This is a genomic window from Weizmannia acidilactici (genome assembly GCF_008974185.1).
Lineage (GTDB): Bacteria > Bacillota > Bacilli > Bacillales > Bacillaceae_C > Weizmannia > Weizmannia acidilactici.
Genome location: NZ_BKZP01000005.1, coordinates 65613 through 84328, shown reverse-complemented (window position 1 = coordinate 84328; position 18716 = coordinate 65613). Strand labels below are relative to the sequence as shown.

Sequence of the window (18716 nt, the reverse complement as noted above, 5' to 3'; positions counted from 1 at the left end):
AATGCAATATTTTACGGTAAAGTCTCACGTTCCAACGTTTTGTTTTCGCCTTCACGACGGTTGCTGTAAAACCGGGTAAGCAGCTGGCCATAAAAGGAAGCGAGCACCTGCTGAAACAGCATGCCCGAGATGACCGGCAGTACAACCTGGGCCGGAAAAAACGAAACAGCAATAACCGAGCCTGCGCTGATATTGCGCATCCCGCCGCTGTAAGTCAGCGTCACGATCATATCCCGATCCAGATGGAAAACGGCCCCGGTGATCCAGCTTAAAAAATAGCCGGATGCCGAGATGAACAAGACCGTTAAGATTATAAACAGTACATGGGCATTCAAGTGCTTGAGATACGGCGATACAACACCGCCGTTGATCATGACAACAAGAAACATCCCAATTTTGGAAAACGGGGAAAGGATTGAAGCAGCCTTTCGCTGTGTTTCCATCGATGTCCACTGGCTGAGCAGAATACCGAGCAGGGATGGAATAACAATCATTGTAAAAAGATCCTGCATCAGCGGCCAGGCATCAATATGCACGCTTTTACCGACAAACAGCAGCAAAGTCAGCGGCACAATGAGCGGAGAGAGCAGTGTATCCAATAAAATCACCGTTAAAACAAGCGGGATATTCCCTCTTTGCATCATGGCCCACACAAAGCTTGTCACGCCGGTCGGAATTGCTACCGAGAGTAAAAAACCGGTAATGGTTAATGGATGATGTTGAAAAAACAAATGGCCCACACCGTATGCATAAAGGGGCATAAGCACGTGCAGCACCGCCAATGCGAGCACGATCGGAAACGGACGGCGGACAACGGCCCCAAGCTGCTTAAACGTCGAACCGATGCTGCCGGTAAATGTCATAAAGGCAAACAGCCACGGCACCAAAAACAGGAAGCCTGTGATGCGATACCCGAAAACCATCCCGATGATCAGGCTTCCGGGTATGAAAACCGGCATCATTTTGCCGAGAAAGCGGTTGGCACGGTCAAAAATTGTAAGTTCCACGAAATTTCCTTCTTTTCCTGCTATATGGTCTCACATTGTTGCTGGACGCGAAATCCGCTTCCCGGGTAAGCCCCGTCAATTTTGCGACCACCAGCGGTTTTTCCTGAAATAAAATAAAAAACCCTCTTCTTTCAAGAAGGGTAAAAGCGGAATGAGTCCCGAATGTGCCGTTGTTGCAATCCTTGGTTTTGATCCCGCTCTCAAGCAGGTGGGTGCCCTGCTTCAGGTTTTATACGTCCCCGGGAAAAGGCATGTACGCCGCCTGAAGACTCCGGGCTCCCTGAAATGAAGTGTTCGGTCAAAACGATAAGGCTCATATACGAACACATCAGGACCCATTCAACTTGTATATATATTATCATTTTTCCCGCCGGTTTTCAAATGGAATTGTTTTCACCGTCACCGGACTTTTGTTTCATTTTTTCAAATTTAATTCCAATTGCAATGCATCCAGCTGCAAATCGCTGACCGGACCCGGCGCATCCGTCAGCAGGCAGCTTGCGCTGGCCGTCTTCGGAAATGCAATTGTATCGCGTAAGTTGGAGCGGCCGGCGAGCAACATAACGATCCGGTCCAGGCCCAATGCAATGCCCCCGTGCGGCGGTGTGCCGTAGTCAAATGCATCAAGCAAAAAGCCGAACTGGGCCTGGGCCTGTTCTTTTGAGAAGCCAAGCGCCTTGAACATTTTTTCCTGTACGTCACGCTCGTAAATTCTGAGCGATCCGCCGCCAAGTTCATACCCGTTTAACACAATGTCATAGGCTTGCGCTTTGACGCTTGCCGGATCGGTTTCAAGCTTATCGATATCTTCACGGAACGGCATTGTGAACGGATGGTGAGCCGCCGTATAGCGCCCTTCTTCTTCGTCGTACTCAAGAAGTGGCCAGTCCGTTACCCACAGGAAGTTAAATTTTGACTCGTCAATCAGGTCAAGTTCTTTGCCGAGTTTGTTCCGCAGCGCCCCGAGCGCGTTCGCGACAACTGATTTTTTGTCTGCTACAAACAGCAGGAGGTCTCCTGCTTTGGCTTCTGTAATGGCAGCAATCTGCGCCTGTTCTTCTTCCGTAAAAAATTTAGCGACTGGACCTTTAAGGCCTTCTTCTTCCATTTTCAGCCACGCCAAGCCTTTTGCGCCGTAACGGCCAGCGAATTCCGCGAGTGCATCGATGTCTTTTCTGGAATACTTGCCTGCCGCTCCTTTTGCATTGATGGCTTTCACCTGGCCGCCCGCGCTTACAGCAGAGGCAAACACTTTAAATTTGGAATTTTTGACGGTTTCCGAAAGATCAACCAGCTCCATCCCGAAGCGCGTATCCGGTTTATCAGTGCCGTAACGGTTCATCGCTTCTTCGTACGTCAGCCTCTGCAGCGGCGTTTCGATATCAATATTTTTCACTTCTTTCATGAGGCGTTTGATCATTCTTTCCGTCATCGCCAAAATATCTTCCTGGCTCATGAAACTCGTTTCGATATCGATCTGCGTGAATTCCGGCTGCCGGTCCGCGCGCAAGTCTTCATCGCGGAAGCAGCGGGCAATTTGGTAGTAGCGGTCGAAGCCGGATATCATCAGCAATTGCTTAAACAATTGCGGTGACTGCGGCAGCGCATAGAATTCCCCTGGATGCACCCGGCTCGGCACCAGGTAGTCGCGCGCGCCTTCCGGGGTGCTTTTCGTTAAAATCGGGGTTTCGACATCGATAAACCCTTCTTCATCCAAAAAGTTCCGTACCGACTTTGTGATGGCATGGCGCATTTTGAATGTTTCAAACATTACCGGGCGCCGCAAGTCAAGATAACGGTATTTCAGGCGCACATCTTCCGCAACATCCGTCTGGTTTTCAATCATAAACGGCGGGTTTTTCGCGCTGTTGATGATCACAAGCTGTTCCGCCTGGATTTCAATTTTGCCGGTTTTTAAGTTCGGATTGACCGTGTTTTCAGAACGTGCAACGACTTCCCCCCGTACTTCCAAAACATATTCATTCCGGACTTTTTCGGCCAGTTCAAACGCTTCTTTTGATACGGCCGTATTAAATACGATTTGGACAACGCCGGCCCGGTCGCGCAAATCGATAAAAATCAGGCCGCCCAAATCGCGCCTTCTCTGTACCCAGCCTTTCAATATCACTTTTTCTCCTATATGCTGTTCTGTTACATCGCCGCAGTAATATGAACGTCCTTCCATTATTCTTCCCCCATGTTTGCCATTTTTTTAAATTCGGAAATAAACCCGTCAATCGGCAATTCTTTCTGCTCGCCTGTCGCCATATTTCTGACATTGACTTTATTTTCCTTTAACTCATCTTCGCCGATAACCGCAACGAATTTTGCCTGCACCCGGTCGGCTGCTTTAAATTGCGCTTTTACTTTGCGCCCCATATAGTCTTTGTCAGCAGAGAAACCTTCGCTTCTTAAAGCATGCAGCAGTTTAAAAGCGGCCGTTTTCGTTTCATCGCCGATCGCCACGACATAACAATCCAGGCTGCGGGCAACCGGCAGTTCGATTCCTTCCGCCGCGAGCGCAGCAAGCAGCCGCTCGATGCTGAGCGCAAAGCCGATTCCCGGCGTTTCCGGCCCGCCCATTTCCTGTACAAGGCCGTTGTAACGTCCGCCGCCGCAAAGCGTTGTAATCGCGCCGAAGCCTTCCGCATTGCTCATAATTTCAAAGCAGGTATGGTAATAATAATCCAGCCCACGCACCAATGTCGAATCCACTTCATACGCAATGCCGAGCGCGTTTAAATAATCCAGCACCTGATCAAAATACGCTTTTGAATGTTCATTCAGATAATCTAAAATGGACGGCGCTGTTTTCATAAGCGGATGGTCATGGTCTTTTTTACAGTCAAGAATGCGCAGCGGGTTTTTTTCAAGCCGATTTTGGCAGTCAGTGCAAAATTCGCCGATATGCGGTTTAAAATGGCTGATTAGCGCTTCCCGGTGCTTCATCCTGCTCTCTTTATCCCCGAGGCTGTTGATCACAAGTTTTAAGTTTTTCAAGCCCAGTTGTTGATAGATTTCCATCGCCATCGAAATCACTTCCGCGTCAATGGCCGGGTCTTCACTCCCTAACGCTTCGACCCCGAACTGGACGAACTGTCGGAAGCGCCCCGCCTGCGGCCGTTCGTAACGAAACATCGGGCCGTTGTAATACAATTTGACCGGCTGGACAGCGTTTCCGAACATTTTATGTTCAATAAATGAACGCACGACCGGCGCCGTCCCTTCCGGCCTCAAGGTCAGGCTGCGATCCCCCCTGTCCCGGAACGTGTACATTTCTTTCTGGACGATATCCGTCGTATCGCCGACCCCTTTTTGGAAAAGCTCCGTATATTCGAAAATCGGTGTCCGAATTTCCCGGTACTGGTAATTTTCGCATATTTTTTTTGCCGTATTTTCAATATAATTCCATTTTTCCACTTCACCCGGCAGGATGTCCTGCGTACCCCGCGGAATCTGAATGGCCATATCGCGTCCTCCTTCTTGAGCTTATGTATGTATAATAAAAAACTCCCGTCCCTTGTTCGAAACAAGGGACGAGAGCTTATTTCCCGTGGTGCCACCCTAATTGAAGCATTGTGCTTCCACTTTTACAGTTAACGCCTGTAACGTCCGGCCCTACTGGAGCGTTGCCCGTTCAGGACGGAACCTACAAAGTGTTCGTTCATTAAGCCGCGGTGCGGAAATGTTTTCAGCCTGGGACATTTCCTCTCTTTTCACCCGTATCTTAATTACTTTGCTTTGTCATCGGTTTTTGCAATTTTGTCATCTATTTTTATTATGATACGCGCAGGTTCCTCCATTGTCAAGGCTACCGGCAAAATTCCCCCATCTTTTAGGTTACGACCGGCCCAGCTTTTTTTTCAGCAATTTCACGCCGCTTCTAGATAATCCAGATTCCGATGCCAATTCAAGATCGAGCGCTTCAATTTCCGCGCTTGCCGCATCACGGAAATTGACACCGTAAAATTGGTTGACCGCATTGTTTGCTGCCGCATTTTTATCCGCTGCTCTCATTGCTGGTCACTCCTTTGCATGTCTAAATCCGTTTCTCCAGGTTATTTTTCCCTATTTTCATTTTTTTCTTACCCGAAAAAAGGAGTTTTTTTACGGACCACGAATAATGAATAGTGCACAAATATTACCGTCAATTCAAACAGGGACGAGGGGTGGATATGTGAAGAAAAAAATCATGGCGATGGCGCTTTTCGTAATGCTTATTTTTCTTGTTGCACCGGCGGCTCTTAGGACCGTATCAGCAAAGGCAAACGAAACTGTTACCGTCACCCATGAAATCGTGTATATCCGGAGCGGCCCAGGGTTATCTTACCCGATCATCGGTGAAGCGCTTCAAAATGAAACATTTGCCGTCCTGCAAAAAGACGGGGACTGGCGCCAAATCCGCATGCCGTCGGGGGACGCGGGATGGATTGCCGGTTGGCTGGTGGAAGAAAGCAGCAATAAAACAACACAATCCGCCAAAATGGGGGTGGTCACCGCCGATATTTTACGCGTCAGGGAAAGTCCGGATCTTACCGCACCGGTTGTGAGTTCGCTTGCGAAAAACATTGAAGTAACTGTCACCGAAATGCATAACGGCTGGGCGCATATTGAAAGTGGCTCTGTATCGGGGTGGACAAGCAGCCAGTATGTGCACACCGGCAAAAACAAAAATACCGGGGAAGCAGCGGAAGGTGGGCTAAGCGCAGCAATCGTTGCTGCATCTAAGTTGAACATCCGAAAATCCCCTTCACTCCATGGCGAAACTGTTGCAACAGCTAGCTATGGAACAAGGCTGCAAATTACCGGCGCCGACCACGGTTGGTACGAAGTCGTACTGGATAATGGCACGCACGGATGGGTCGCAGGCTATTATGTGGAACACGAAAACCAGGTAGAAAAAGCAGAAAACGTGGAGAAAGTGAAGCTTCTTTACGATCACACAAACCTGCGCAGCCAGCCTTTATCCAGTGCTCCAGCCGTCGCCCGCGGCAATGCCGGGGAAAGTTACCCCGTGATCAAACAGGCTGGGGACTGGTATGAAATCCGGCTGAACAGCGGCGCTACCGCATATGTGGCTTCCTGGGTTGTCCAAACAAGCAGGCCGGCAGGGAAAAACCGCCCGGGATTAAAGGGGAAAACGATTGTAATTGATCCCGGGCACGGCGGGTTTGATAACGGAACAACAGGCGCAGGCGGCACCCTTGAAAAGCTCGTTACGCTTAAAACCGCCAATGCCCTGTATAAAAAGCTCGTAAACGCGGGCGCCAAAGTCATTTTAACCCGTGACAGCGATACTTATGTATCATTACCGCAAAGGGTGGCCGTATCAAACGCAAACCATGCTGATGCTTTTGTCAGCATCCATTTCGACAGTTCCGAAGATGAATCCATTTCCGGGCACACGACTTATTACTACCATCCGCGCGACTTCACTCTTGCAAGTATTGTAAGCAAAAATATAAGCAGGCTGATCGGCACAAATGACAGAGGGGTAAAGTTTGGGGATTTCCACGTGATCCGGGAAAATGAACAGCCGGCAATCTTGCTTGAGCTCGGGTATTTAAGCAACCCGAAAGAAGAAAAGCTCATTTTGGGTAAATCATTCCAAACGAAGGCGGTAACCGGGATCTATGACGGGCTGCAGCAGTATTTCCAGTAAGGAAAAAGCCGAAGGGCAAAAAGTAAAGGGCCCCTTCGGCTTTTTTAATACCAACTTTATTTCTTGATTGTCGGATCGGGCATCGCACGTTTGATAAAAAGTGACAAAATTAAAGCAAACACCGCAATTCCAGTTGCCACAAAGAATGCATCATTAATGCCGCTGATCGTCGCATTGACAACCGCTTTTTTATAAAGGGCGTATGTCCCGAGCACTTGGCCGTACTGCGCCGGCAGGCCTGCCGCATGGGCAAAGCCCTGCCCAATCGCAGAGATTTTAGCCGACACATATGGATTGATGCTTGAAAAAGCATTGACATAATTGGCCGTATGGAAATCGGACCGTGTCGACATTACCGTGACAAGAAATGCCGTCCCGAGGCTTCCGGCAACCGTACGGGCGGTATTGGCTGCAGCCGTCCCGTGGCTTGTTAAATGGATCGGCAGCTGGTTCATCCCTTCCGTCATGATCGTCATCATGATGAAGGACATGCCAAAACTCCGCAGCACATACAACATCAACATGTGGGTATAGGTAGTCGTCATCGATAACTTCGTAAATTCGTAAGTCGTCCAGACCGTAATGATCAGACCAACAACAGCGAGCGGCCTGGCACCCATTTTATCAAACAGCCAACCCGAAATCGGGGACATAATCCCCATCACAATCGCACCCGGCAGCATCAGCAAACCGGAATCAAGCGCCGTAAAGCCGCGGATATTTTGCAAATAAATCGGCAGCAAGATCATCCCTGCAAACATTGCCATATTGACGACCATGCTGACAACCGTCGTAAGCGCGAAAATATCATATTTAAATACGCGTAAATCGAGCATTGGTTTGTCTGTCGTCAACTCACGCCAAACGAATAAAATGAGCGAGATGGCAGCAATGATCAGGGAAATGACGACTTTTTTGCTGTCCCAGCTGTCATTCCCTGCTTCACTGAAGCCGTACAGCAGAAAACCGAAACCGAGTGTTGAGAAAATAATGCCCGGAATATCGATTTTCGGGTTTGTCGTTTTCATGACATCTTTCATCCAGATCAAGGAGACGAGTATATCAATCGCCCCGAACGGAATAACGATCCAGAACAGGATATGCCAATCGTAGTGTCCGATCAACCAACCTGATAATGTCGGCCCGATTGCCGGTGCGAAAATCATAGCTACCCCCATCATCCCCATCGCGGTGCCGCGTTTTTCAGGCGGGAAGATGGTCAAAAATACGGTCATCATAAGCGGCATGATGATTCCGGCACCTGCAGCCTGCACAATACGGCCGAGCATCAATATCGAAAAATTCGTCGAAATTGCACACAAAACGGAGCCGATTGTAAATAAAGAAATTGCCGTAATCAGCATTTTCCGCGTGCCCCATTTGCTGATCATAAATGCAGTAACCGGAACGAGAATTCCGTTTACAAGCATATAACCGGTCGACAGCCATTGCACCGTGTTCGCCGTCACATTCAAATCATTCATAATGTGCGGGATCGCCACATTTAAAAGCGTTTGGTTCAATATCGCCACAAACGCGCCAAGCATCATGGCAAAGATAATTTTTCCCCTGCCGTGCCCTTCTTCCAATTCCGCACGGCTTGCGGCAGAAGCCGGCATGGAAGCCTGCGCAGCCGGGGCCGCATCATTTAATAAATGATCCGGCCCATTTTTTTCCGGCCCGCTTGTTTCAGCCTTTTCAACTGTTACGGCCGGCACATCGTTTTCGGCTTTTTCAACCGGCTCAACCTGCGTTTCCGCCATTTGCTGCGGGCGTGCGGCAAACTGTGCTTCCGCAACGTCCGTTGCTTTCTTCCTGCCCCTGTTCCTTATGGCTAAATTAACAATAACAAGTAAAATAATAGACAAAAGAACATAACCTGCGATAAATTTTTCCATCGGATTCACCTACTTATGGATACGCACAGTCACATTCATGCCTGGAACCAAATCCAATCCGCCGTAGCTGTCAAGCTTCACTTTCACAGGAATTACCTGCGTTTCTTTCGTGTAGTTGCCGGAACTTCTGTCCGTCGGCATCAGGGAGAACGTGCTGGCAGCCGCTTTTCCAATTGAATCTACAGTTCCGGTAATTTTTGTATTTGGATAGGCATCCACATACACATCAACATCCTGGCCGGTTTTAACATCGTTGATATCCGTTTCTTTTACTTCAGCCGTTACATATAAAGCATCCAAGTTATAGCTTTGCGCAAGCGTGGTTCCCGCTGAAACATACGTATTCGTCACTGCGGAGTTTTTCACGATCGTGCCGTCAGCCGGCGCTTTCACGTCCATTTTTACAGTAGAAGTACCGTTTTGGACCTGGATCGTACCGATTTTTTCATTTTTTGAGAACTCCTTGCCTTCCTGCCCGTTCCATGATACGAGTTTGCCTGTTGCAGGGGAGGCAATCGTAACTTGCTGGCCGTCAATATACGCATTATCGGTTGTCACATAACTGACCGAGCGGTTGTAGAAGTAGTAGCCGGTAAAACCGCCGCCAACCAAAATGACGAGAATAATGATGTTTAATAAAATCATGCGTCTTGCGCTCATAGTATTCTTTATTCCTCCTCAGATGTTAATATCTTCAGCATATCTTCATGGAGCTTCAACATATTTTTCAATTCCGCCCCATATGCTTTTTCGATTGCATCCATTTTTTTTTTCAATAAAGAGTTGCCATTCATAAGCTCATCAAGCTTGTGTTCCCCCTTATCGGTCAAACAGAGGACAATGGCCCTCCGGTCATTCACAGACGGAATTCTGTTCACAAGCCCATGGTGAACCAGCCGGTCGACGATGCCGCTTACTGTACTGTTCGTTAAGCGAATACTTTCAGCCAGTTCGTTTAACCGCATGTTTGGGTGAAACTTGATGGCATTTAAGGCAAACATTTGCATTACTGTTAAGCCATGCTGTTCCGCATCTTTTGTGGCTACGCGGAGAATGGCTTTATTCAGCTTGGCAAGAGACCTCAACAATTCATTCGTACAGAGATCCATGTATCCCCCTTCCTTTGGCATATAAATTGTTTGGTACAAAATAATTCGCATACGAATTATTAACGAAATCTATCTTCGCATATTTGAATGATAGTTGTCAACTTATTTTTGTTAAAAAATAAGTTGTAAACGATTTTACTTCTTCATCTGCTGCCAGGGCAGTTTCCCCCGCTGGATAACCGGAAATTTTATGAAAATCAATTACGAATATAACATTTCCTTCTTGCATAAAAAACCCCGGCTTTGCCGGAGTTTCTGTATAAACGTTTATTTGCTTTCCAAAATGAGTGTGACCGGCCCGTCATTCGTCAGCCGGACATCCATCATTTCCCCGAATCTGCCGGTTTCGACATGGACGCCTTTTTCCGCGAGCAGCCGGTTAAACTCGTTATATATCTTTTCTGCATGACCAGGCTTGGCCGCTTCCATAAAATTCGGGCGCCGCCCTTTCCGGCAATCCCCGTACAGCGTAAACTGGGAAACCGAAAGAATCTCTCCACCCGTGTCAAGCAGCGACAAGTTCATTTTTCCCTGGCAATCTTCAAATACACGCAAATGGACAATTTTTTCAGCCAAATATGCCGCGTCTTTTTCCGTATCTTCATGGGTAACTCCGACGAGCAAGACAAAACCATTTTCGATCCTGCCTGCAATTTCCCCGTTTACGGTTACGCGCGCTTCTTTGCTGCGCTGCAGTACAACCCTCATCTTCTAAACTCCTTTAACTCATGATCCTTCTGACAGAATAAATATCCGGAATATGTTTAATCCTTTCCACCACTCGGTGAAGATGGCTGATGTTTTGAATGGAAATCGACATAATAATGGTTGCCATTTTGTTGCGGTCCGACCGCCCGCTGACCGCCGAAATATTCGTTTTCGTCTCATTAACGGCCTGGAGCACCTCATTCAACAGGCCGCGGCGGTCATAACCGGTAATTTCAATATCGACATTGTACTCTTTGCGGTCGGACGCATCCGTTTCCCACTCCACCGGGATCAGCCGGTTCCGCGCCTCTTCGTTCTGCACATTCGGGCAGTCTGCGCGGTGGACGGAAACACCGCGCCCTTTTGTAATAAACCCGACAATTTCGTCGCCCGGCACCGGATTGCAGCATTTGGAAAGGCGGATCAGCAAATTGTCGATCCCCTTAACTGTTACGCCCGTATCCCTTTTCCGGTGTTTTACAGGCTGCTTTTGTTCGGATACAATTTCTTTAATCGCCTCTTCGGAATCGCGCTGCTTACGCCATTTTTCCGTAAGCCGGTTGGCAATTTGGCTTGCAGTAATCCCATTGTACCCGACGGCGGCATACATATCGTCTTCGTTCGCAAAATTGAATTTTTCCGCGACCCGTTTTATATTTTCCGACGTAAGCACTTCTTTTACATCAAATTCCAGCGCCCGAATTTCTTTTTCGACCATTTCCCGGCCTTTTTCAATATTTTCTTCTTTCCGCTGCCGTTTGAAAAACTGGCGGATCTTATTTTTCGCCTGGGAAGTTTGCGCTAAATTAATCCAGTCAAGGCTCGGCCCGTAAGAATGCTTCGATGTTAAAATTTCGACAATATCCCCTGTTTTCAGCTGATAATCGAGCGTCACCATCTTGCCGTTGACCTTCGCGCCGATCGTTTTATTCCCGATTTCCGAGTGGATCCGGTAAGCGAAATCAATCGGAACAGACCCTGAAGGCAGTTCAATCACGTCCCCTTTTGGCGTAAACACAAACACCATATCCGAGAACAAGTCGATTTTCAGCGATTCCATAAATTCCTCGGCATTGGCCGACTCGTTTTGAAACTCCAAAATTTCGCGGAACCATGACAATTTTTTCTCAAAAGACGTTTTTTCATTGACCGTTTTGCCTTCTTTATACGCCCAATGCGCAGCCACCCCGTACTCAGCGATGCGGTGCATTTCGAATGTCCGGATCTGCACTTCAAGCGGTTCGCCTTTCGGGCCGATCACGGTCGTATGAAGCGATTGGTACATGTTCGGTTTCGGCATTGCAATATAATCTTTAAACCTTCCCGGCATCGGCTTCCAGCATGTATGGATGATTCCAAGCACCGCGTAACAGTCTTTTATGCTGTTGACAATAATCCTGACCGCGAGCAGATCGTAAATTTCGTTGAACTGCTTATGCTGCTGCACCATTTTCCGGTAAATCGAGTAAATATGTTTCGGCCTGCCGGAAATTTCAGCTTTGATATTGATATCCTGCAGCCGCTCTTTTACTTCTTCAATCACATTTTGCAAATATTGTTCGCGCTCGGCACGTTTCCTTTTCATTAAATTGACAATCCTGTAATATTGCTGGGGATTTAAATAACGGAGCGCGGTGTCTTCCAGTTCCCATTTGATGGTAGAAATGCCGAGACGGTGGGCAAGCGGCGCAAAAATTTCAAGGGTTTCATTCGCGATTCTCCGCTGCTTCTCAGGGGGAAGATGTTTTAACGTGCGCATATTATGCAGGCGGTCAGCCAGTTTGATTAAAATAACGCGGATGTCCTGCGCCATCGCGACAAACATTTTCCGGTGGTTTTCCGCCTGTTGCTCTTCGTGCGATTTATATTTGATTTTCCCGAGTTTTGTCACCCCGTCGACGAGCATCGCGACTTCATCATTAAATTCTTCCCTCAGCTGGTCAAGCGTCACATCCGTATCTTCCACTACGTCATGCAAAAAACCGGCTGCAACGGTTGAAGGATCCATCTCCAAATCCGCCAGTATCCCGGCCACCTGGATCGGATGAATAATATAAGGCTCACCCGATTTGCGCTTCTGGGCAATATGCGCTTCTCTGGCGAACTCGTAAGCATGCCGCACCAATTCCACATGCTCATCATTTAAGTATTTTTTCGTCCGTTCAATCACATCTTCGGCGGTCAAAATCCGATCATTCGCCATACAAAAATCACCTTTATAGAAATGGAATGTATATATGAATTGATTTATCGCAAAATCATATTGTAATTATTATCATGAAAAATGAAAAGATTGTAAAGTAAATGATCCATAAAGATAAAAAATAGAGGAAAATGCCGAATTTTATCCAAATTTGTATGAAACAGTCTTTCATATTTTTTACTATTCAGGCATTTTAAACCGGCTTATAAAAAAGGTTATGTTTGTGATCAAAGTTGATCATCGCGAAATCCGCCCGCTTTCCGCACCGTCGCGAGCTTCTTCGCCCGATACCTCAGCACGAGGATCTCTTCTTGCCCGCAATTCCCGCAGGAGTCTTAGAAATTAGCAATAATCAACAATAAAATGTAATAGAGCCATATAAATAAAGAAATCGACAAAATTGCCGATTTCCTTGCGATTATTCATTCTCGTATTTCATCAGGGTAAGTATATCATAACCCTGCAGTTTTTCGCGCCCGTGCAAATAATTGAGCTCAATTAAAAATGCAAGCCCGGCTACGACACCGCCCAGTTCTTCAACGAGTTTGATCGTTGCCTGCATCGTCCCACCTGTTGCAAGCAGGTCATCCGTAATAAGCACGCGCTGGCCCGGTTTGATCGCATCTTTGTGGATCGTAAGCACCGCTTTCCCGTATTCCAAATCATATTCTGCACGGATCGTTTCACGCGGCAGTTTCCCTTCTTTGCGGACCGGGGCAAATCCGACGCCGAGTTCGTATGCAACAGGGCACCCGATAATAAATCCGCGCGCTTCCGGGCCGACCACCAGATCAATATTTTTGTTTTTCGCATATTGGACAATTTGGTCTGTCGCGTATTTAAATGCCGCGCCGTCATTCATCAAAGGCGTGACATCTTTAAAGATAACGCCATCTTTCGGCCAGTTTGGGACGATGGCAATATACTGTTTTAAATCCATTGTGCTGTTTCCTCCTCATACTGTACAGCCGGTTTGATTAGATGGTCAAACCACATCTTCAGTTCATGGAAAGATGAGTACAGCAGATCCTTTTCCATTTGATATTGTGCTTGTTTCCTTTGGTAAGTAAAAGATTCCTGCAAATCGCGTTTTTGATTCACAGCTTTTAAAGAAATAAGCCCATCATTTATTGTAACAAAATCAAGTTCAAAAAACACCTGAGAAATGAAATCTATTGTATTTCTTGACCATCCGCGGTAGGCCGCCAGTTCATCCCCGTACCGTTTCAGATTGAAAGTTTTCCTTTTTGCCAAAAAAGCGTAAAACCATTTAAAATGGTCGCGCGTTGGAAACGTGCTGAAAAAATGGTCCTGTACATGGTAAAAATACGCATAAATTCTGCTTGGAACACCGCCATTGAGCAGGGCTTCCATCATCCCGGCATCGGGGGGAAGATCGAGAAAAACAATATTTTTATTCCCTGCATCGAACGCTTTTGCCTCTTCCATAGTTGATATTGGCACAAGGCGGACCGGGTAATCGCCGAGCGGCAATTTTTGCAGCGTTTCTTTCTGGAACACAATAAAAGCCTGGCCTTCTTCCGGCACATGCCGCACCCATTGTTTCAAAGGCTTACGTCCCCTGATGTCAAACAATTGCCAGCTGTCAATTTTTACATCCTTCACAATGATTTGCGGTTTGCGGATATTGTTCCACTCGTTAATCGACAATTCCCCGACAACGGAAGTTTTTGCGCCGGGGGAAATATGGGGGGCGAGATCCCCGAGACCGAAGCCGACTCCGTCAAGCGTATTCTTGCCGTCGGAAAAAAGCAGTTTTAAATGTTTCCCATCCGCGCCGATTTGGCGGGTTTGCGGGCATTCCACCCCGTCCAGCAAAAAAAGCGGCTTCGGGTTGGCCGTGCCAAAAGGTGAAAGCAGCGCCAATTCCCTGATCGCTTCCAGCCCTGCTTCACCGGCAGAAATTTCAGCCCCGATTTTTGTCACCGGCACAAAGATTTCTTCCGGCAATGCTTCAGCCTGTTGATTCAGCCGCTTCCGCAGTTCACCCACATCGGAAATGGAAAGTGTCATCCCAGCCGCCATCGGATGCCCGCCAAAATGCGGCAAAATATCGCAGCACTTCGACAATTCGTTAAACATATGGAACCCGTCGATGCTTCGAGCCGATCCCTTCGCCAACCCTTTTTCCGAGTCAAAGCTTAAAACGATTGCTGGCCTGTAAAATCGCTCCACGAGGCGGGATGCGACGATTCCGATTACGCCCGCATTCCATCCTTCTTTGCCAGCTACGAGGACGCGCGCCCCCGCCTCCGCTTCCTGACCGACCATTTCAATGGCTTCTTTCGTGATGTCATTTACGATTTTTTGGCGTTCTTTATTGAGCCCGTCGATGGCGGAAGCGAGCGTTTCAGCTTCTTTTTTGTCTTCCGTTAGCAAAAGATCTGCTGACAGGGCGGCATGTTCAAGGCGCCCGGCCACATTTAACCGCGGCGCCAGAGCAAAGGCGATTGTTTCTTCATTGATTTGCGCCTGGTTAATATCCGCGCATCGGCATATAGCCGCAAGCCCCGGACGTTTTGTTGTTCTGAGCCGTTTTATGCCTTTCACCGCAATCAAACGGTTTTCTCCCAACAGCGGCACCAAATCGGCAATTGTCCCGATACACGCCAGTTCCTCAAGATGTTCCGGCACTTTTCCGTATAAAGCATGGGCAACTTTGAAAGCAACACCTGCCCCTGACAATTCTCTGAACGGGTATGTACTTTTCGGATGCTTCGGATGGACGATCGCATACGCTTCCGGCAAAACCGGCCCGGGTTCATGGTGGTCCGTAATAATGAGCGTGATCCCGAGCTCCTGGGCGACTGCCGCTTCATGGACGGCGGCTATCCCGGTATCCACCGTAATGATGACTTGGAACCCTTCGGCAGCCGCCCGGCGGAAAGCAGCTTCATTCGGCCCGTAACCTTCTTTGAACCGATCCGGAATATAGAACTGTGCCTTTGCACCAAGTTCCTTTAAAACTGTCATCATGACGGCGGTACTCGTCACACCGTCCGCGTCATAGTCTCCGAAAACGAGAATCGGTTCTTCCCGTTCAATTGCTTTTTTAATACGTCTGACAGCTTTTTCCATATCGTGCATCAACAGCGGATCATGGTATCCCGCACCGTCATGGAATAAAAAAGACCGCGCTTCTTCTATATCCGTAATGCCGCGGTTTACCAATAATTTTGAAATAAGTGGCGAAATATTCAATTGATGCGAAAGCTTTTTGGCGGCTTCCGGATCTCCGTCCGGCACCAGCCATCTTGTTTTGGGCTGCAGCATGTCTCCACCTCTTTCACAATACTTTATTATAGCCTTTCGGCGGACAGCTGTCATTACAAAAAATGGCGAAAAAGCACAGGCATTTCGCCTGCGCCTTGAACATTATACTTGCGGCTCGTTTACACGGGGGCGCTGTGCTTTTTTGATCAAAATGGATCCGTGCTTTTTGAGCTGGCGCTTTTTCAACACAAACCAAAATTGCGCAGCAATAAAGATCGACGAATATGTGCCGGTAATCAAACCGACAATTAGCGCGATCGAGAAATTCCGGATCGATTCGCTTCCGAATATGGCAAGCGAAACGGCAGTCATGAGCACGGTCAACACCGTATTGACCGAGCGTCCCAGTGTTTGCTGGATCCCGGCGTTGACAATGTCATGGATTTCTTTTTCGCTTTTAATTTTTCGACGGCGTTTCAAATTATCGCGGATGCGGTCGAACGTCACGATCGAGTCATTGATCGAATATCCGACAATCGTCAGCACCGCTGCAATAAAGGTTACGTCCACTTCAAGCCTTGTGATGCTGAAAAAGGCAATCATGAAAAATGCATCATGGAAGAGCGCAACAATGGAGGCAACTCCCATCGCCCATTCAAACCGGAAGGCAACGTAAATGATGATGCCGATCGCTGCAAGAATAAGGGAATATACGGCGCTCTTCGCCAGTTCTTTTCCGACTGTCGGCGAAACAGAGCTGATGCTTGGGGTTTTTCCGTATTTATCCGTGAAATACGAAATGATTTGCGTACTCTTGTCTTTATCGCTGAACGCCCCTTTGACCCGTACAACCGCTTTATGATGGCTGGCCCCTTCCATCACAATATCTTCGGATTTCAAATTTAAATGGTTAAGGTCGCTCTCGATTTCCTGCTGCGTGAGCGCATGGTTTGAACTGATTTCGATCCGTGTTCCGCTCGAAAAGTCAATGCTGAGGTTCAGCTTGAAAAGGCCGAGAATGATAAAGCCCGAAATAATCAATACAGCGGACAATACGAAAAAGATGTTGCGGTGTTTAACAAAATCGTACCAGTCGAATTTTGTTTTCAAGTCATGCGTATCAACATTTTCCGCAATATCGTGGATTGCCGATTTTTTCACGCCAAACCAATGCGGCCGTTTTTTCAGGAAGTTGCTGTTCACCCAGAGACCGAGCAGCCACCTAGAGCCGTAAACTGCCGTCAGAAAACTCAATAAAATACTGATGATCAATGTCGTTGCAAAACCTCTGATCGAACTTGTCCCGAAATAGAACAATATAACAGCCGCCAAAATGGTTGTTAAGTTGGAGTCGAAAATAGCGATAAACGATGATTTATTCCCTGCTTTGAATGCAGATTTCACGCTTTTTCCGACGCGCAGCTCTTCTTTAATACGCTCGTACGTAATGATATTGGCGTCAACCGCCATCCCAACCCCAAGCACAAGCGCAGCAATCCCCGGCAAGGTCAGGACCGCGCCGATTAATCTGTATATGAGAAGAATCAGGAAGATATAGACTGCAAGCGTAATCGACGCAATGAATCCCGGGAAGCGGTAGTAGCTGATCATAAAAATAAAGATGGCCGCTACACCAATGATTCCGGCAAGAATTGTATCATGCAGCGCTTCCTGGCCGAAAGATGCGCCGACAGAAGTCGAATAAATTTCATGCAGTTTCACCGGCAGCGCACCCGCATTCAAAAGCGCGGCAAGGTTTTGCGCTTCTTTCACCGTAAAATTGCCGGTAATTTCAACCGAGTCCGTATTCAAGACGGAATTGACATTCGGATTGGACAAAAATTTCGGGTTTCTCTTGGTGACTTCTTTTTTATACGAATCTTTGCCTTCCTGGAAATCCATCCAAATTACGAGCTGGTTGTTAGGTGCCATGCTGAGAATTTTTTTCGTCACTTTTGCAAACTTTTGACGGCTCTTTAACTGCAGGACAACATCCGGTTTGCCGTTTTGGTCAAACGACTGTTTCGCTTTCCCCTGCACAAGGTCCGTCCCGTCCATCATCACTTTGTCATTCACGTCACGGAAAGTTAAGTTCGCCGTCGTGGACAGCATTTTCCGCGCTTCATTCTGGTCTTTTACCCCGGCAAGCTGGACGCGGATCCGGTTATTCCCTTCCACCTGGATCTGCGGCTCGCTCACGCCGAGCGCGTTAATGCGGCGGTCAAGCGCCTGTGCAGTGTCGGCAAGCGCTGCTTTGTCAATTTTCTGCCCTTTTTTCACCGGCTCCACTTTATATAGGACTTCAAACCCGCCCCGCAAATCAAGGCCGAGATTGATTTTTTTGACAATTTTATCCGTCGTTCCCCCTATTAATCCCGCAAACAACAGGATAATAAGAAAGAAAGCAACGATACGGCTTCTTTTCACCATTATGTATAGCCTCCTAGCAAATCAAACGTTTACGTACAAAAGAGTGCAAACCCGGTTGGCAATATCATTACTATTATGAAACAGCGAAAAAAGCGTGTCAATTTTTCTTCATTATTTCGCTTTATCCGGATTCAGCAACTCGTCGAGCTCGGCTTCGTCGAGGTCGGCAAACCAGTCCGGGGAACGGTAAGCTTCCACTGCCATAAAACTCATAAAATCACCGGGCTTGACCGATAAAATATCGGAAACAAGCGAATACATATGCACATCGTCCGGTTTTGCATTTTTCCATTTTTTCTTCATTAAATAATTCCACAAATCTTTCATTTCAACCGCCCCATACCCGATGACGGTAAACTCTTCCGCCTTGCTTTTTATGACAGGTTCGAGTTCCTCATAATACTTTTCGTAAGGATGACGGCCCTCCACAGGTTTTTCTCCTTTCATTCGATAGATGTACTTCTT

15 protein-coding genes, 1 other RNA gene and 1 other annotated feature are annotated in these 18716 nt (G+C 47.5%); of the genes, 1 reads left to right on the top strand and 15 read right to left on the bottom strand.

Annotated features, from left to right (window positions below; genetic code table 11):
* Positions 1-11 precede the first annotated feature (11 nt).
* The 5 genes from BpJC4_RS03550 to BpJC4_RS16020 form a co-directional block, all read right to left on the bottom strand.
* Entirely contained in the window at positions 12-962 is a 951-nt protein-coding gene (locus BpJC4_RS03550; RefSeq protein WP_172967434.1) for a bile acid:sodium symporter family protein, read from the bottom strand.
* Between the two features lie 196 nt (positions 963-1158).
* A non-coding RNA gene (gene ssrS / locus BpJC4_RS03545) (6S RNA) lies at positions 1159-1345 on the bottom strand.
* 77 nt (positions 1346-1422) lie between these two features.
* The gene (aspS, locus tag BpJC4_RS03540) at positions 1423-3192 is read right to left on the bottom strand and encodes an aspartate--tRNA ligase (protein WP_151679312.1); all 1770 of its coding nucleotides are present in this window, start codon (positions 3190-3192) and stop codon (positions 1423-1425) included.
* Complete coding sequence (hisS, locus tag BpJC4_RS03535; protein ID WP_151679311.1) at positions 3192-4475, bottom strand: histidine--tRNA ligase; 1284 nt, start codon at positions 4473-4475, stop codon at positions 3192-3194. The genes aspS and hisS overlap by 1 nt, the downstream gene beginning before the upstream one ends.
* Before the next feature lie 61 nt (positions 4476-4536).
* Positions 4537-4764: a binding site (T-box leader), on the bottom strand.
* Positions 4765-4847: 83 nt separating this feature from the next.
* Complete coding sequence (locus tag BpJC4_RS16020; protein ID WP_172967432.1) at positions 4848-5024, bottom strand: hypothetical protein; 177 nt, start codon at positions 5022-5024, stop codon at positions 4848-4850.
* A gap of 160 nt (positions 5025-5184) precedes the next feature.
* Between BpJC4_RS16020 and BpJC4_RS03530 the strand changes: the two genes are divergently transcribed.
* Positions 5185-6669 (top strand): N-acetylmuramoyl-L-alanine amidase family protein, encoded by a 1485-nt coding sequence (locus tag BpJC4_RS03530; RefSeq protein ID WP_253693308.1) that lies wholly within the window; start codon positions 5185-5187, stop codon positions 6667-6669.
* A gap of 56 nt (positions 6670-6725) precedes the next feature.
* Here BpJC4_RS03530 and BpJC4_RS03525 read toward each other — a convergent pair whose 3' ends face one another.
* From BpJC4_RS03525 to BpJC4_RS03485, 10 genes are all read right to left on the bottom strand, one after another.
* Positions 6726-8567 (bottom strand): DHA2 family efflux MFS transporter permease subunit, encoded by a 1842-nt coding sequence (locus tag BpJC4_RS03525; protein ID WP_151679310.1) that lies wholly within the window; start codon positions 8565-8567, stop codon positions 6726-6728.
* A gap of 9 nt (positions 8568-8576) precedes the next feature.
* Positions 8577-9227 carry a beta-barrel domain-containing protein gene (locus BpJC4_RS03520; RefSeq protein ID WP_151679309.1) on the bottom strand — a complete coding sequence of 217 codons (651 nt, stop codon included), beginning with the start codon at positions 9225-9227 and terminating at the stop codon, positions 8577-8579.
* A gap of 8 nt (positions 9228-9235) precedes the next feature.
* Positions 9236-9676 carry a MarR family winged helix-turn-helix transcriptional regulator gene (locus BpJC4_RS03515; protein WP_151679308.1) on the bottom strand — a complete coding sequence of 147 codons (441 nt, stop codon included), beginning with the start codon at positions 9674-9676 and terminating at the stop codon, positions 9236-9238.
* A gap of 97 nt (positions 9677-9773) precedes the next feature.
* Positions 9774-9905, bottom strand: a complete 132-nt coding sequence (locus BpJC4_RS16810) for a hypothetical protein (protein WP_259370044.1) — start codon at positions 9903-9905, stop codon at positions 9774-9776.
* 38 nt (positions 9906-9943) lie between these two features.
* Positions 9944-10384, bottom strand: a complete 441-nt coding sequence (gene dtd, locus BpJC4_RS03510; RefSeq protein ID WP_151679307.1) for a D-aminoacyl-tRNA deacylase — start codon at positions 10382-10384, stop codon at positions 9944-9946.
* Between the two features lie 13 nt (positions 10385-10397).
* A complete protein-coding gene (locus BpJC4_RS03505; protein ID WP_151697540.1) occupies positions 10398-12587 on the bottom strand; it encodes a RelA/SpoT family protein in 2190 nt (729 codons plus the stop codon).
* A 418-nt stretch (positions 12588-13005) separates the two neighbouring features.
* Complete coding sequence (locus BpJC4_RS03500) at positions 13006-13527, bottom strand: adenine phosphoribosyltransferase (RefSeq protein WP_151679305.1); 522 nt, start codon at positions 13525-13527, stop codon at positions 13006-13008.
* Positions 13518-15881, bottom strand: coding sequence for a single-stranded-DNA-specific exonuclease RecJ (recJ, locus tag BpJC4_RS03495; protein ID WP_151697539.1), 2364 nt, complete (start codon positions 15879-15881; stop codon positions 13518-13520). The genes BpJC4_RS03500 and recJ overlap by 10 nt, the downstream gene beginning before the upstream one ends.
* Before the next feature lie 102 nt (positions 15882-15983).
* A complete protein-coding gene (secDF, locus tag BpJC4_RS03490) occupies positions 15984-18251 on the bottom strand; it encodes a protein translocase subunit SecDF (protein ID WP_151679303.1) in 2268 nt (755 codons plus the stop codon).
* 111 nt (positions 18252-18362) lie between these two features.
* Positions 18363-18698 (bottom strand): post-transcriptional regulator, encoded by a 336-nt coding sequence (locus BpJC4_RS03485; protein WP_253693303.1) that lies wholly within the window; start codon positions 18696-18698, stop codon positions 18363-18365.
* Positions 18699-18716 lie beyond the last annotated feature (18 nt).

Bases quoted from the DNA above. Each gene is read 5' to 3' on its own strand.
- BpJC4_RS03550 (WP_172967434.1), bottom strand. From the start codon at position 962: ATGATGCCGGTTTTCATACCCGGAAGCCTGATCATCGGGATGGTTTTC.
- aspS (WP_151679312.1), bottom strand. From the start codon at position 3,192: ATGGAAGGACGTTCATATTACTGCGGCGATGTAACAGAACAGCATATA.
- hisS (WP_151679311.1), bottom strand. From the start codon at position 4,475: ATGGCCATTCAGATTCCGCGGGGTACGCAGGACATCCTGCCGGGTGAA.
- BpJC4_RS16020 (WP_172967432.1), bottom strand. From the start codon at position 5,024: ATGAGAGCAGCGGATAAAAATGCGGCAGCAAACAATGCGGTCAACCAA.
- BpJC4_RS03525 (WP_151679310.1), bottom strand. From the start codon at position 8,567: ATGGAAAAATTTATCGCAGGTTATGTTCTTTTGTCTATTATTTTACTT.
- BpJC4_RS03520 (WP_151679309.1), bottom strand. From the start codon at position 9,227: ATGAGCGCAAGACGCATGATTTTATTAAACATCATTATTCTCGTCATT.
- BpJC4_RS03515 (WP_151679308.1), bottom strand. From the start codon at position 9,676: ATGGATCTCTGTACGAATGAATTGTTGAGGTCTCTTGCCAAGCTGAAT.
- BpJC4_RS16810 (WP_259370044.1), bottom strand. From the start codon at position 9,905: ATGCAAGAAGGAAATGTTATATTCGTAATTGATTTTCATAAAATTTCC.
- dtd (WP_151679307.1), bottom strand. From the start codon at position 10,384: ATGAGGGTTGTACTGCAGCGCAGCAAAGAAGCGCGCGTAACCGTAAAC.
- BpJC4_RS03505 (WP_151697540.1), bottom strand. From the start codon at position 12,587: ATGGCGAATGATCGGATTTTGACCGCCGAAGATGTGATTGAACGGACG.
- BpJC4_RS03500 (WP_151679305.1), bottom strand. From the start codon at position 13,527: ATGGATTTAAAACAGTATATTGCCATCGTCCCAAACTGGCCGAAAGAT.
- recJ (WP_151697539.1), bottom strand. From the start codon at position 15,881: ATGCTGCAGCCCAAAACAAGATGGCTGGTGCCGGACGGAGATCCGGAA.
- secDF (WP_151679303.1), bottom strand. From the start codon at position 18,251: ATGGTGAAAAGAAGCCGTATCGTTGCTTTCTTTCTTATTATCCTGTTG.
- BpJC4_RS03485 (WP_253693303.1), bottom strand. From the start codon at position 18,698: ATGAAAGGAGAAAAACCTGTGGAGGGCCGTCATCCTTACGAAAAGTAT.